This is a genomic window from Enhygromyxa salina, from assembly GCF_000737335.2.
Taxonomy (GTDB): Bacteria; Myxococcota_A; Polyangia; order Nannocystales; family Nannocystaceae; genus Plesiocystis; species Plesiocystis salina_C.
The window spans coordinates 1-14,776 of sequence record NZ_JMCC02000014.1; the positions used below are offsets into that span (position 1 = coordinate 1).

A 14,776-nucleotide genomic window follows, 5' to 3' on the forward strand; every position below is an offset into this window, starting at 1 on the left:
GCGGGTGCCGGTGCTGGGGCGGCCGGGGCCGGGGCTGGCGCAATCGGACTGGGTGCGACGGGGCTGGGCGCGGGCGCGCTTGGAGTGACCATCGCAGCAGAAGCCGCAGGAGCGGGAGCGGGCGCCGGGCTGGCTCCCGGCGCAGCCTCTTGCGCCTCCATGAACATCGTCCATCCGCGCGTCGACGGCTTGGCCGCTGGCCCTGCAGCGGGCGCCGGCTTCGACGAACCCGACGTCTCCCCCGAGAGCTTGCTGAACTCACTCAGAAATTGCTTGAGCATCATCGGGCGCATGCGGGCGTCCTTGCTCAGGGCCCGCTTGAGCATCGGATCGACGCTGGCGGCCTCGCGGTTGGCGTGCAGATCGAGCTTCTCTTGCGGGGTCCCGTCAAACAACGGCTGGCCGCTCAACAGCTGATGCGCCATGGCGGCGAGGTTGTAGATGAGCGTGCGTTGATCGACGACCTTGCCGGTGACCTGCTCGGGCGCGATCGAGTTGATCGCCCCATGCGCCGCGCCACCTTGCGGCTCGCCAACCGCGAAGCCCAGCACCTTGAGCCCGTTCGCAGTGCTGAACACCACGTTGGTCCCGAGGTTGCGATGGATGACGCCCACCTTTTGGGCAGCCAACAACGCCCGGCCAACCCCGGCCACGGTCGCCCCCATCACGTCGGTGGCGAGCTGCCCCGCGGTCTCGAGCGCCTCGCCGGTGACGGGCTCGTTGACCTCGTACACCCCACCATCTTCGAGCTTGCCCGAACCGAGCACCTTGACGATCTCGGGCACGTCGACGCCCTCGAGCTGGCGGAGCTCTCGCAAGGATCGCTCACGGATCAGCGTTGAAGAGAAGCACTCCGGCGCGTAGACGGTGAGGTGAACATCGCCGCCTTGCGGATCCGTGGCGAGGTAGGTGGCGGCGCCCGATCGCACGCGGATCTTCGAACCAATGGTGTGGCCGTCGATCACGATTCCCGGGGAGAGCTCAGGCGAAGGTGTCGTCATTGCTTGGTCCACACCGATGATCACACCGGTGGTTTGCCTGAGCACACTACGCGCTGGCCCCACGCCGGATCAAGGAACTCCGGTTTCATTCGGCGCTCTACGGGCGAGAAGCCCTCGCCCGAGCGGAAGACAGATCTCCGCTCCAAAGCAAAAATCCGGGCGAGCGCTGGGCTCCCCGGATCTGGTTCTTGCTGGCGTTTGAGCTTGGCGCTCAGTCGGTCTTGGGCGCGGACTGACCCGGCTCGCCACAAGCAGCGAACAGCTCGGCAGCCGAGAGCGTGCTCTTGCGGCTTTGCTTGACCTTGCGGTCATGCCCGGCGTTCTTGTGACGGCGCTTGCGCTTGCGTCGGAGGATATTGGTATCGGAGGCCATGTCGTGCTCGCTTTCTCGCTCAACCGTGGGCGCCTCGCAACGCCCTTCGGCGAGGGACGGTCAGATAACCGTGGGCCGGCCGCTTGTCAATCGGGCTCCGAAAACACCCGTTCGACGCTGATCACACCGTTGACCTCGCGCAGGTGATCCAACAGGGTCTCGAGCTGCTCGAGCGAGCCCACCGTCGCATGAAAGGTATTGAGGGCGAAGCGGCCGTCCTCGTAGGCGCGGCAATTCGCCTGCTTGATGTTCAGCCCGGTCGCCGAGAACGCCCGGCTCATCTCGGCCAGCAGCCCCACGGTGTTCGCCGTGCGAACGCGCACGGTCACCGGCCGCTCCGTCTCGAATCCAGCACCCCACGCCAAGAACGCCCGCTCGTGCAGCTCGTCGACCGCGACCGGGCAGCCCTGAACATGCGCGACAATGCCCCGACTCGGAATTCGGAAGCCTGTCATGGGATCGCCTGGCAACGGGGAGCAACAGCTGGCCAGCTGGATGAAGCCGCCCTCGATCCGGGACTCGTCGATCTCGATCGGCGCCCCGCCAGCCTCGCCCGCGCGCGGTTCTCGGGCCTCGTCGGGACGGCGGCGAAACGGTCGAAACAGCCGGCCCAGCATGCTCTCGCTCGAGGCCGGCTCGGGGTCGAGCGCGCGGACCACCTGCCCGATCCGCATGTCGCCGTCGCCGATCAGCTCATACAGGCGATCGACCCCCCGCTCTTGGCCGATCCCCAACCCCTCGAGCTTGGCTTCGAGCCCGCCCGCCGTCTCGAGCTCACCGAGATCGATGCTGCGGGTCTCGAGCCGCTGGCGCAGCAGCGAGCGGCCGGTCTCAATCGCCAGCGAACGCGCGCGCTGACGCAAGAACTGCTTGATCCGGGCCTTCGCGCGCGAGGTCGCCACGATGTCGAGCCACTCATCGCGCGGCTCGACCTTGGGGTCCGTGAGGATCTCGACCGTGTCACCCTGGCGCAGGCGATAGCGCAGCGGCACGACCTGCCCGTTGACCCGAGCGCCCGCGGCGTGCAGCCCCACGTCGGTGTGGACGGCGAACGCAAAGTCGATCGGCGTGCCGCCCTTGGGAAAGGTCTTGAGATCGCCGTCGGGCGTGAACACGAACACCTGGTCCGCGAACAGCTCGCGCTTGACGGCCTCGATGAACTCGGTGGGATCTTCGACCTGGGCCTGCCAGCCCATCAGCTCGCGCAGCCAGCCAAGCTCGCTCGCCTGCAGCCCGCGCTGGAGATCGACGACCACCCCCCGCTCGGCCACCGCGTCCATCTCGCGCGAGCGGATCTCCAGGTACAGGCGGACCGCGTCGCGATCGAGCACCTGCGAGTGCAGGCCCTGATAGCGGTTGGCCCGCGGCAGCGCGATGTAGTCGCGGATCGACCCCGGGATCGGCTTGAAGCGCGCGTGAATGTGACCAAGCGCCAAGTAGCAAGCGTCCCGATCCGCGGTGATCACCTGGTACGTGACCATGTCACGCAACTTCTCCACGGACCGACCGCGGTTGCGCAGCTCATGCACTTCTTGGGGGGTGAGCACGCTGGCGCGAAACTCGACCGCGCCAAACAGCTCGCGCCGCCACGGGCGCAGCTCGACGTCGCCGCTGCGCAAGTTGCCAGGGCCGGCCGGCCTGACCCCGACCAGATCGCTCGAGTCCCCGGCAAACGCGTCGCGCAGCAGCTCGAGGCCACGATCGATGTGCATGGGCTCGGCCGTGAGCATCGCGACCATCTGCGCGCGGATCTCTTTGGCGGCGACCGGCTCGAGGTAGCGAAACGACAGATCAGCCAGCTCGCGGCGGATCCAGTCGATGCCAAGCAACCGGGCCAGCGGCGCGTAGATGTCGGCGGTCTCTTGCGCGATGCGGCGCTGGTTGGACGGCGGCATCGCGTCCAGCGTGCGCATGTTGTCCACGCGGTCGCACAGCTTGACCACCAACACCCGAATGTCGCGGCTCATGGCCACCAACAGCTTGCGGAAGCTGACGGCCTGGTTCTCGCGGCGCGACAGGTACGGGACCTTGCCGAGCTTCGTGACACCGTCGACCAGCAGCGCGATCTCGCGACCGAAGCGCTCGGTCAGATCGAACACCGTCAGCTCCGAGTCTTCGACGGTGTCGTGAAGGATGCCAGCGACCACGCTGGGCCCGTCGAGCCCGAGGCCCGCGATCATTCGGGCGACCCGCAGCGGGTGAACCAGGTACGGATCGCCGCTCTTGCGCATCTGGCCGGCGTGACAGCTCTCTGCCAGCTCGAAGGCCTCGCGCACCTGCTCGAAGGTCTCGACGTCGAGCCGCCGCCGGACCTCGGTGGCGAGGTGCTGGAACTCGCGCGCGAGCAGGACCTCGGCCGCGCCCTGCCCGACCAGCGGATCCCCGCCGATCATGTACTCGCCGCTCGACGCCTCGAAGGGATCCAGTCGATCGAGGTGCGGATCGGACTGGGCCGGATCCGGCTCGCCCGTCGCGAGCGCCGCCTCGTCGGTCTCCGGCTTGGCTTTGGCGTGTGGTGCTGGCGGGGCGCTCACCAGGGTAGCTCCTCCTGACCCTCGATCAGCTGCTGGGCGACCGCAGCCTGACGCTGGCGCCGGTGCAGCGCACCCACGTAGACCGCCCGCAGGGCGTCGTAGGCCCGATCTAGCTCGTCGTTCACGATCAAGTAGTCGTACTCATCGTAGTGCGCGAGCTCGGACCGAGCCACTTTGAGCCGCTGTGCAATCACCTCGTCCGAGTCCGTCGCACGCCGGCGGAGTCGGCGCTCGAGCTCGCGCAGCGACGGCGGCAGGATGAACACCAACACGACCTCTTCGGGGAAGCTGCGGCGCAGCTGTCGACCACCCTGAAAGTCGATGTCGAACAAGATGTCGCGACCGTTCGCGAGCGCCGTCGACACCAGGCCAGCAGCGGTCCCGTACATGTTGCCGTGGACCATCGCGTACTCGGCGAACTCGTCGTCGGCGATCATCTCTTGGAAGCGCTCGCCGCTGACGAAGTGGTACTCGACGCCGTCGGTCTCGCCGGGCCGCGGCTTGCGGGTCGTGTAGCTGACCGAAAAACCGATGCTGGGAAACTCTTCGCGGAGCCGGTTGCACAGGGTGGTCTTGCCAGCCCCGGAGGGCGAGCTAACGACCAACAACAGACCACGGGGGCGCTCACTCGACATTCTGAACCTGCTCACGAATTCGCTCGATGGTGCGCTTGGCGTTGATCACGACCGCGCTGCCACCGTGGCTGGTGATTTTACTCCCGATCGTCGTGACCTCGCGGAGCAATTCTTGACTGAGGAAATCCAGGGTCTTGCCCTGGCCGACCTCGGGCGCGGCCGCCAACACAGAGCGCGCCTGCTCGAGGTGACTGGCGATCCGGGCCAGCTCTTCGCTGACATCGCCGCGCAGGACCAACACCGCGAGCTCCTGCGCGAGGCGATCTCGATCGACCTGCGCGGCGACGGTCGACCCTCCGACTTGGCTCGTGGCGACACGCCCGAGCAGGTCCTCGCAGCGGGATGTGAGTTGGACCAGCAACCGCTCCCCCTCGGGCTCGACGGTTTGGGCGACCTGGGCGATCTGGGCTTCGAGTTCGTCGTACAGCGCAGCGAGCGTCGCCGCGAGCGACTCCCCCTCGACGCTGCGCATCGCTACCAACTTGGCCAACGCCTCGTCGACGAGCTCGTCGAGGAACGCCGGGGCCTCGTCGCTCGCCCCCGACCCCGCCCGTGATGATGCTTGGCTCGTCGCCAAAAACCGCAGTAAATCCAAGGACGTTGGGGGCGAGAGCTCGAACGATGCGTGAGCCGCCTCCTCGCCCAACGAGCTCAGCGCACGGACCAGCGCGGCGACCTGCTGGCGCTCGATGCCAAGGCTCGCCAGGGGATCCTCGACGACCTCGCCCGCACCCTCGACGCGAACCGAGACGTCGACGCGCCCGCGTCCGAGTCGAGCTTCCACGTTGCGACGCATCCGATGCTCGACGGCCACCCCAAACGGCTGGCGGAGCTTGAGCTCGAGGTAGCGGGCGTTGACCGAGCGCAGCTCGACGTGGACACGCACGCCTCGCTCGGTCCATGCGCAGTCGGACACGCCGAACCCGGTCATGCTGAGGATCGGCACGCTGAACAGGGTGCTGGTTTTGCGAGCAGCCGGCAAGCTGGCGACGGGCCGATCCACGCGCGGGTCCAGCTTGTGAACGGGCCGCTGCCGGAGGGTGAACCAGCCCACGAAGGTGTCTGCAAGCGGCCGAGAAGCCCTCGCCTGAGCTGAAACTGCCGATGCCGACCCGCGCTCAGGCCACAGGCCGAGCGCGAGCCGGCATCGCCGGACGTGGGGAGATCGGCTCAACTACCGAGTGGAGGAAGAGAACACCCGCGTCGCGGCCTCGACCGCGAGCTCGATCTCGTACTCGGCGTCGTACTTGGCGAGCATCCGATCGATCACGTCACAGTGTGGCTCCGTGGTGTCCGGCACCAGCAATTCGCTGGCGTAGTCCTGGAGGTGGTTGGGGGTCAGAAGGGAAAACAACAGGATCACGCTGGTCATCGGTTTGTACCTCTCGCTCGCGGCAGCCCAGCGAAGGCTGGAGCTGTCGGGTCATGCCGCGCGCCGCTCGAGTGCTCCACCTGGGTCGGTGGACGGGTGGGTCTTCCCTGGCGTTCGATCGTCGCGGGCGTTCGCTGCTCCTCGCTTGTACGAGGGCCGCGGCACGTCCGAAAGAAAACGACAAGTTTTGCGGACTACTGTACGAATTCCCCAGCTGTTCAGGGTTTGGGCGTTCAGTGTGCTTTTTAGACCCCCGCAGCCGCCTTCGCACTTCGCGGTCACTCGCTTCGCTCGCTCCCAACGGGCCGTTTGTTCGCAGGGGCATGATTGGCCCCCTCGAAGGGGGCTCTCGTCTGGGCACCTGGAGTTGGGTGGGTGCCTCTCCATTTACGTGTCCGGTTGTGACCTCCGCAGGCGCCTTCGCACTTCGTGGTCACTCGCTTCGCTCGCTCCCAAGGGGCCGTTTGTTCGCGGGGGCATGATTGGCCCCCTCGAAGGGGGCTCTCGTCTGGGCACCTGGAGTTGGGTGGGTGCCTCTCCATTTACGTGTCCGGTTGTGGCCCTCTAGGTGGGGTCGTTTAGGTCCCCCACTCGATGTCGCCGGCGAGCAGGCCCAGGCGATCGAGGCGCGGGATGTCGTCGACGAACTCGATCCCGGTCAGGCGCCGAGAGGCCAGCATCACGTGGGTCGGGGCGTGCAGGATCGACACGACTCGCAGCTGCGCGAGGCGCTCCGAGATCCGCTGCTTGGCCAGATCACGCGCGGCCCGGTCCGGGGCGCCCCGGTAGTCCGACAGCGCACGATCGAGGTCCTCGTCCGCGACGCCAGAAAAATTAATGGCGCCGCGGCTGTGAAACAGCTCGTAGAGATCCTCGTCGCTGTGCCCGCCAAAGTGCAGCAAGGCGGTCTTGAACTCGCCCTTGCCCAGCAACACCAGCACGTAGTTCCAGCCGGCGGTCGCCTCGGGGGTGACCACCCCGATCGACTCCCAGGCCGCGGCGATTCGCGCGACGATCGCAGCCGGCCGACCGCTGCGGGCGTCCCAGGTCACGCTGAGGCGCAGCGATCCGCCGGGGCGACGCCGGATGCCTTGCTCCAAGGGCCACTCGAGCGCGTCGAGGCCGGCCGCGGCGCCCACCAGCGCCGTGATGTCGTCGTCGAGTGACGGCATGACCAGCAGCCCGCCGCGGACCGGCTCGCCAAGCTTGATGTCCTCGAGCGCCTCGAGATCGATCGGGGTCGGATCATGCAGATCGATCGGCGCGGCCGCTGCCAACCCCGGGGCACCGTAGACCTCACGAGCGATCGCGGAGATCGGCAGCGCGTCATGCATCACCCCGCGCAGCGGGGCGTTCGCCTGCACCCCGCTAGCGACGTTCCACAGCAGCAGATCGTACTGCGGAGGGCTGACGATCCAGGCGGCGAAGCGGCCCGACATCCCTGGCTTGCCGAGCTCGACGGGGACGTGGACGGGCGACAGCTCGGGCAGCAGGTGGACCTCGCCGCGACGCAGGGCCGTGAGCGCATGAGCACCGTCGGCGATCGCCCGAAACACGATCTTCGGCGCGACCGAGCGGCGCTCGGGATCGTGGTAGTCGGCGAAGCGCTCGGCCACGACCCGATCCTGCCCAAGCACGGTGATCGCCATGGGCCCGGTGCCGATCGGGTGCTGCGCGAAATTTGCCTCGCGCCCGCGGTGGAGCTCCCGCGGGACGATCTTGATCGCCGCGAGCGCCTCGAGTGCCAAGGGATCACGCTTGGCGAGCCCGATCCGAACCCAGCGGCCCGGGTCCCGCTCGCCCGAGCCCCGAGGCCCATCGACGATCTCCACGCTCGTGAAATTGGTCAGCCCGTGGCGCTGGCGGATCCACACGCGGCGTCGGTCGAGCCAGTACGTCAGCGAGTACTCCACGTCCGCCATCGTGAGCTCGGTCCCGTCGTGGAACCGGATCCCGGCCGGCACGTGACACGTGATCGAGGCGACGGCGTACTCACGATCGACCTCGCACTGATCCGCGATCGCGGGCGCCGCCCACGGGTAGCGATCGCCCGTGCGACGAACGAGCCCTTCGAACACCAGATCCTCTGCGATGCGCATCGCCCACGGCTCGAGGTCGTCGTGAGGATCGAGCCGCCGCGGCAGCTGCGGCAGCGCGATCGCTATGGCCTCGGTCAGCGCAGTGTCCGCGGGATCGTCCGCCGCTCCGTCGGCCCGCCCGAGCCCAGCAGATCCGGCCGCGCCCGGCTCCCCTGCCCGGCTTTCGTTCGTGCCCGATTCAGCCCCGCAGGCGCCCGTGAACGCGAGCGCAGCCGCGAGCGCGACCCGCAAGCCGAACTCCGCGGGGCGACGAACGCCGCGACGTGCACACCCGAGCCCGAGCCTCATCACCCCGAGGCTGCTGAACTCGGACCGCCGACGCAAGTCGAGTGATGCGTGTTGCGGCGTGTTGCACATGGACTTTTAGCTCCAGGGCATGATACACGGGCCCACGCGGCAAATCCGCCAGCGATTCCCGGTGCCCGACCACCACCGTCGGGACGGAGGCAGCCCCTCGATGAAGTTCCGCAACACCTTCGTTCTCGCCACTCTCGTCGCCCCCCTCACTTTCGGCTGCGCCGAAAAAGTCGAGGATACGGCGCCAAAAGAGGAGGAGCTCCCCAATATCAAAGTCGAGCTGCCCCCAGCGCCCGACTTCGACGAGGCCCGTGCGCCCGTGAAGTGGGAAGGCGACCCTGACGGCGCCTACTCGATCTTCGGCCTGCGCAAGGACATCGACGATCGCCTGAAGGAAGGCGAAGCCGGCCAGAAAGTCGTCGTCAAGGGCTACGTGCAAGAGATCTATGTCCCGCCCGAGTGCCCCGAGGGTCAGCTGTGCCCGCCCGGCAAGCAGCCGCACTTTTGGATCTCGGACAGCCCGGACGAGAAGGGCAAGAAGCGGGCGATGATGGTCGTGAACTATCACTTCCCCATCCCCGAGTGGGACACGGACACGCTCAAGCAGTGGGAAGACCAGCCGCTCGTCATCGTCGAGCTTGGCAAGCAGTACACGATCACGGGTGAGTTCAAGCGCTTCTCGAACTCGGGGTTCGCCCACGACAACGGCCTGCTCGAGTTCCACTCGTACAAGGCGCCCAACCCCGATCCAGAGTCCGGCGGCGAGCTGATCTGGATCTACCCGCCAAACTCCGACTGGCATCCGCAGACGGTCGCGGCCACCGAGGCGCAAAACGCCGAGATGCAGGCCCGCATGCAGAAGGAAGCCGAAGCGGTCAAGAAGAAAAAAGACGGCGGCTGATCGCCGTCGGGTTCTCGACCCCGCGGGGTCGAGGACACTCAATCGAGCTCAATCGCGCCCGGATCGAAGTCGTCACGCGACGCTTCACCGGGCGCGAACTCGTTGACGGCCGCGCCCGCGGGTCGCTCCACGTAGTACCAGTCGGCGCCCCGCAGCCGCGCCCAACCATCGCCGATCTCGACCTGCGCTGGCGGGCCAAAGTCGCGGCGCACATCCAGCATCCACGCGGCCTCACCATCGGGCTGTCCGGCACGGATCCCATCGGAGCGCCAGTCGATCCAGCCACGCAGGCGCTGCTCGAGGGCCTCGTCGTGCAGGGGCTGATCGTCGCTGGTGACGAACTCTTGGTCGCGCCTGCGCAAGAACACCCGCTGCTCCTTGCCGACCTCGCTGACCTCGACGCCCCGAGATCGCTCGAGCCAAAACCGCAGCGGATCATCGAAGAACAGATCTTCATTCAGCGCCGCGCAGGACGCCTTGTTGACGAACGCGGGGCGGTGGCCCTCGACCTCGACCACGCAGTCGGGAAACACGGTGACCGTGACGGTGCGGCGCAGACCTCGTTCTGGCACGATCTCGGCCACGATCCGGCGTAGCGGCGGCATCGCTGGCGCCTCGACCCAGGCCTCGGCGCGGAGCTGACGCAGCGCCCACAGCACGTTCTCCAGCCGCACGTCGTCGATCGCCCCGCTGTCGTCGACGTGCGGCGGCGCGTCGAGCTGCCACGCGCCCATGTCGGCGTGGACGCTCTGCCGGACTGTGAGCGACTCGACGTCTGGCGGCGGCAAGATCTCGAGCTCGCGGATCTCGCCGGGGTTGATCTCCGTCAGCCGGCGCGCGGCGAAGGTCTCGGCGTCGAACACCATGTTGATCGGGAGCTCGCCCAACAGCCGCAGCATCGGGCCGTCATCGCGCACACACAGCGGCGCGCCGCCACCCGACAGGTCACACGTGACGCGCAGGTCTTCGCCGGTGTCGGCGTGCACGACCAGCACCCAGTCCGGCGACCACTCGAACGCGGGCGGCGGCTCGTCGTCGGGCCCGAGCTCCGGCTCGCCCGACTCGACAGCCAGCAGCGCGACCTCGAGCCGGCCCAGCGCCTGATACCAGCGCCGCACTTCTTCCTCTGGGATCGCCTCGACCCCGGTCTCGCCTTCGCCCGTGTAGAACCACTCGCCGCCGCGCCGCATCAGCTTGCGCGCGGCGGGCTCGTCGAGATCGATCCCGACGATTCGCCCATAGTCGTGGGGAACCAGTCGCGGCTCGAGCATCCCGGCCACCGGCGACAGCAGCGGCCAGCGCTCGAGCAACTCGGCCGGTACGCACCCGAGCAGGCCCGGCCCGCGATCGACGAGGCGCTTGCTTGGATCACCCGGGCACGCGCCGCCCAGATGCAGTGCGCGCGAGCTGCCGTCGAGCGTGGTCACGACCAGCCACGGTCGCAGCGACTCCGAGGCGACCGCGTCGCGCTCGACGAAGGGATCGAGCTGGGCCCGCAGCAACCTGCGGATCCGAAATTCGACGGCCTCGGTGGCCAACAGCGCCGGGGTTCCGCCCTCGCGCACCCGCCAGAACCCGTCGTCGCTGCGGCCCAAGATCAGCTCGTCACCCCACGCGAGGCCCGTCACCCGCTCGACGTCGACCGGCAGCAGCCGCTTCGACAGCCAGCTCTTGGGCGGCTGCTCGACCAGGGTCAGCATCTCGGTCTCCACGACCCAGGTGTCACCGTTGACCTCGAAGGATCCGTACACGCCGCCGCCCGTCGCCGCGCTGCCGAGCTCGAGCTTGAGGTTTTCCCCCGGGAGGCTGATGCGGATCACCCCGCCCTGCCCCACGCCCTTGACCTTGCCGGTCGAGCGCCGCGCGGTCGCCAGGCGCAACGATGACCACAGGCCCTCGAAGTCCTCGTCCGCGACCGGGCCGAGCACCTCGTCCCCGTGCATGAGTTGGTGGCCGCCGTTGGGGGTTGGGACCACCCGCACCACCGGCCCGTCGGCTGCCTGCAGCTCGATCGTGGCCTTGCTTGGATCGGCGTCGACCAAGGTTGGAAACACCCGCCGACCCCCGAGCCGATTGTTGACCAGCAGCGCGCCGTCGTCGGGCTTGGCGAACGGGTCCGCCCACGCCAAGGCGATCGCGAGGCCAGCCAGCGTGAGCGCGACGAGGGTCCCCGGACGCGGTCGGATCGGGCCGAGCTGTCGCACGCGTCGTCGCGACTTGCTGCGCGGACGCGCGACCACGACGTCGTGCTCGGCCGAGGGCTTGCGGTTGGCGCTCACTGACGTCGCCTCCACAACACGAGCAGGCCCAGACCGATCGCAAAGCCCGGCAGCCCAAACAGGCACATCCAGGTCATCCGCTGCAGCTGCTCGGGCAACAGCACCAGCTTGACGTGCTCGCGATCGCGCGGGCGGATGCCCATCAACACCTCGCGCTGGGTCAGCCACCCGATCAAGTTCAAGATCAGATCGCGGTTGTGCGAGTAGGCCACGTCTTCACGCAGCCAAGCGTTGAGCGCGAAGTGATCCGAAGCGACCACGACCAGCCGCGAGTCACCGCGCACGCCCGCCGCCGCGACCGGGATGGGCCCGCGTCGGTCACCGTCGTCGCTGGGGTCGAGCTTCCCGCTGAGCTGAAACTCGAGCAAGCCAGACTCCGCCCACCCTTGCTCGGAGCACGACGCCAAGGCCACAGCGTCGCCGTCGACCCACAGCTCGCGGACCTCGAACAGCGCGACCGGCTGCAGCACCAAGCTGCGCACCGCCGCGTGATCGGCCCAGCCCTCGACGACCGTGAACCCGACCTTGCTGGTCCCGCCAGGGACCTCGTGTGGGTCGACGACCAGACGATCGCCGAAGTGGATCCCGTACTCGGCGGTCAGCGGCTCGAGGCCATGATCCGCCAGCATCGGCTTGCCCGGCACGTACTTGGCCCCAGCCAAGATCAGCAGGTCTTTTCCGCGCGCGGCGAAGCGCCGGATCGCCGCGACCTCGTCGGCCGCGAACACGCCGGTTGGGCCGGCGATCAACAGCACGTCGCACTCGGCGAGCGCCGCGTCGTCGCCGAGGTCGGCCAGCTTGGTCTCGAGGTTGGCGTCACGCAGGAGGTCGCGCAGGTGCGCGTAGCCATTGAAGGGCTCGAGATCGTCGAACGCGGGCTCGCCGTGCCCCTGCGTGTAGCAGACCGCGATCGACAGCGGATCCGAGACCTCGAGGAATTTACCGAGCAGCGCCTCTTCGCCGCGGAACGACTTCACGCGCGGACCGTTGGCTTGGACCTCGGGCCCGGTCGCGTAGGTCACCAGCTCGTTGGGCAACAGGTGCGCGCGGCGGAGCCCGCTGCCCTGCCCCGCGCGGATCAACACCACGCCCTCGGGCAGCTCGCGCCCGCTCAGGCCAAAGTCCTCGATCAGTCGCTCGGCCTCCTGCCGATCGACGTCGGGATCGACCGTGCTGACCCGCAGCACGCCCTGCTTCGCGGCGCCGCCCATGCGCGTGAGCACCTCGCGCAGCTCGCCGCGCACCGGGTTGGGTCGGCCGTTTCCGATCGTCGCGGGCACCACGATGACCACGTCGACCGGTCCGACGAGCTGATCGAGGACATCCTTGGCCCGATCCGAGAGCGTGTAGACCTGACCCGCCGTCCAGTCATCGCGCTCGGCGTGGCGCCCGGCGAACACCGCGAGGTGCCCCGCCGCGACACACACCAGGGCGCTCTGCACGACCGACTGCCAGTCGCGACGCGGATTGATCGCCGTGATCGCGACCGAGATCGCCGCGATCACGACCGCGAGGTGCAGCCACACCCAGCGACCATCGACGATGCCCTGGGCGAGCTCCTGCATCATCCCGAGCAGCGAGGTCCAGCTGAGGATCTTGGCCAAGAAGACGTCGACTTGGTCGGTCAGCAGCCCGGCGAGCAGCACGATCGTGCAGCTCACGAAGGTTCCGATCGCGGCCGCCAGCTGGCTGCGCGCGAAGGCCGAGAACACCAACCCAACCGCGAGGAAGCTGGCGCCGACCAAGAACGTGCCCAGGTAGCCGCTCAGGATCGGCCCCAGATCGGGGGCCATCGTCGGCCCCGAGGCGCCTCGCAAGAGCAGGTAGAAGCTCCCGGTTGGCAACCACAGCGCCACGTAGAACCCGAGCGCGCCCAGGTACTTGCCGATCACCACCTGCGAGGGCTGCAGCGGCGCCGTCAGCAGCGCCTCGAGCGTACCCTGGCGCCGTTCCTCGGCGATCAAGCGCATGCTCACCGCGGAGCAGATGAACACCACCGGCAGCCAGAAGATGAAGATGCTGCCGCCGAAGAAGAACTGCATCACCGGACCGCGCGCCGCCAGTGGCTGGTTGAGCACCGACAACAGCACGGAAAAATTCCAGCCCTGGTTGAGCAGGAACAAGGTCCCAACCAGGTACGCGAGCGGGGTCACGAACAGCGACAACAGCTCGCGGCCCGTGATCGCCAAGGTCCCGCGGAGCCAGTGCCCGACCTGCTGCAGCAGCGCGTTCATCCGCCCCCCTCCCTGAAGCCGGTGACCACGGCGAAGCGCTCTTCGAGCCGGCGACGGCCAGGCTCGAGCCGGACCAGCGGCAAGTTGGCCTCGAGGCTCGCGCGACCGATCGCGGCGGCCAGGTCGTCCATCGCGACCCCGTCGCTGGTGACGGCCGCACGCAGCGCCACGCTTCCGAGCGTCCCCGCTTTCGCTTGGCCTTCGCGCGGGCTGGGCCGGGCCGCCCGAGGATCGCGGGGGGAGATCTCCAGTTGGGGCGGATCCTCGCGCCCAAGCGACGCCCAGGCCGCCTCGATGCAGGCCCGGATCGCGGCGCCGTCGGCCCCCGACCACTCGACGAACAGCGTGTCGGTCGCCAACGCCGTGTTCACGGTCTCGTCGGCCACGACCTGGCCGCGCGACAAGATGATGACCCGATCACACAGCGCCTCGACCTCGGCCAAGATGTGCGAGCTGAAGATCAGGGTTTGATTGCCTCCCAGATTCTTGAGCATCGTGCGGATCCCCTGGACCTGGTTGGGATCGAGACCCACGGTCGGCTCATCGAGCACGACCAAGGGCGGCGATCCCAGCAACGCATCTGCGATGCCCACGCGCTGGCGATAGCCACGGCTGAGCCGCGCGATCGGGGTCTCGGCCATGCCCTCGAGACCCGACAGCCCGACGACCCGCTCGATCTCCGCCGCGCGCTCACGCCGGGGCACGCGCTTGATCCTGGCCCGAAACTCCAGGTGCTCGCGGACGCGCAGCTCCTGGTAGAGCGGGACCTGCTCGAGCAAGTAGCCAACGAGCTCGCGGACCGCCAGCGACTGCGTCGCGACCGAGTAGTCGGCCACGCGCACGATCGTGTCACGCCCACGCGGGACCGGCAGGTAGCCGCAACAGATGCGCATCAGCGTGCTCTTGCCCGCTCCGTTGGGTCCAAGCAGACCGACCCGCTCGCCCGGTGACACCCGAAACCCGACGCCATGCAGCGCCGGGTCTTCGGAACCCGGGTAGTGAAAGGTCAGGTTGCTGACCTCGAGTGAAGCGGGGGGACGTGCGGGCATGG

The 14,776-nt window shown here is 68.3% G+C and carries 11 protein-coding genes; 1 reads left to right on the plus strand and 10 read right to left on the minus strand.

The window, feature by feature from the left end; genetic code table 11:
* From DB30_RS41275 to DB30_RS07060, 7 genes are all read right to left on the minus strand, one after another.
* On the minus strand, window positions 1-1,001 hold a 1,001-nt coding region (locus DB30_RS41275), incomplete at its 3' end, for a protein kinase family protein (protein ID WP_477181443.1).
* 211 nt (window positions 1,002-1,212) lie between these two features.
* On the minus strand, window positions 1,213-1,374 hold the full coding sequence (locus DB30_RS07035; RefSeq protein ID WP_153258250.1) for a hypothetical protein: 162 nt from the start codon (window positions 1,372-1,374) through the stop codon (window positions 1,213-1,215).
* 86 nt (window positions 1,375-1,460) lie between these two features.
* Window positions 1,461-3,908, minus strand: a complete 2,448-nt coding sequence (locus DB30_RS07040; protein WP_052547211.1) for a RelA/SpoT family protein — start codon at window positions 3,906-3,908, stop codon at window positions 1,461-1,463.
* Window positions 3,905-4,543 carry a guanylate kinase gene (gene gmk / locus DB30_RS07045; RefSeq protein ID WP_052547212.1) on the minus strand — a complete coding sequence of 213 codons (639 nt, stop codon included), beginning with the start codon at window positions 4,541-4,543 and terminating at the stop codon, window positions 3,905-3,907. The genes DB30_RS07040 and gmk overlap by 4 nt, the downstream gene beginning before the upstream one ends.
* Entirely contained in the window at window positions 4,533-5,546 is a 1,014-nt protein-coding gene (locus DB30_RS07050) for a YicC family protein (protein WP_146658202.1), read from the minus strand. Before DB30_RS07050 ends, gmk begins: the two co-directional genes overlap by 11 nt.
* 171 nt (window positions 5,547-5,717) lie before the next feature.
* Window positions 5,718-5,915, minus strand: a complete 198-nt coding sequence (locus tag DB30_RS07055; RefSeq protein ID WP_052547214.1) for a hypothetical protein — start codon at window positions 5,913-5,915, stop codon at window positions 5,718-5,720.
* Between the two features lie 578 nt (window positions 5,916-6,493).
* Window positions 6,494-8,371 carry an ABC transporter substrate-binding protein gene (locus DB30_RS07060; RefSeq protein ID WP_146658203.1) on the minus strand — a complete coding sequence of 626 codons (1,878 nt, stop codon included), beginning with the start codon at window positions 8,369-8,371 and terminating at the stop codon, window positions 6,494-6,496.
* A gap of 100 nt (window positions 8,372-8,471) precedes the next feature.
* Here DB30_RS07060 and DB30_RS07065 point away from each other — a divergent pair, with 100 nt between their 5' ends.
* Entirely contained in the window at window positions 8,472-9,212 is a 741-nt protein-coding gene (locus DB30_RS07065; protein ID WP_052547216.1) for a hypothetical protein, read from the plus strand.
* A gap of 38 nt (window positions 9,213-9,250) precedes the next feature.
* Here DB30_RS07065 and DB30_RS07070 read toward each other — a convergent pair whose 3' ends face one another.
* From DB30_RS07070 to DB30_RS07080, 3 genes are read right to left on the minus strand one after another with little or no spacing between them, the layout of a single operon-like run.
* The gene (locus DB30_RS07070; protein WP_146658204.1) at window positions 9,251-11,491 is read right to left on the minus strand and encodes a hypothetical protein; all 2,241 of its coding nucleotides are present in this window, start codon (window positions 11,489-11,491) and stop codon (window positions 9,251-9,253) included.
* Window positions 11,488-13,725 (minus strand): Gldg family protein, encoded by a 2,238-nt coding sequence (locus DB30_RS07075; protein ID WP_052547218.1) that lies wholly within the window; start codon window positions 13,723-13,725, stop codon window positions 11,488-11,490. Before DB30_RS07075 ends, DB30_RS07070 begins: the two co-directional genes overlap by 4 nt.
* Window positions 13,722-14,774 (minus strand): ABC transporter ATP-binding protein, encoded by a 1,053-nt coding sequence (locus DB30_RS07080; protein WP_052547219.1) that lies wholly within the window; start codon window positions 14,772-14,774, stop codon window positions 13,722-13,724. The genes DB30_RS07075 and DB30_RS07080 overlap by 4 nt, the downstream gene beginning before the upstream one ends.
* Window positions 14,775-14,776 lie beyond the last annotated feature (2 nt).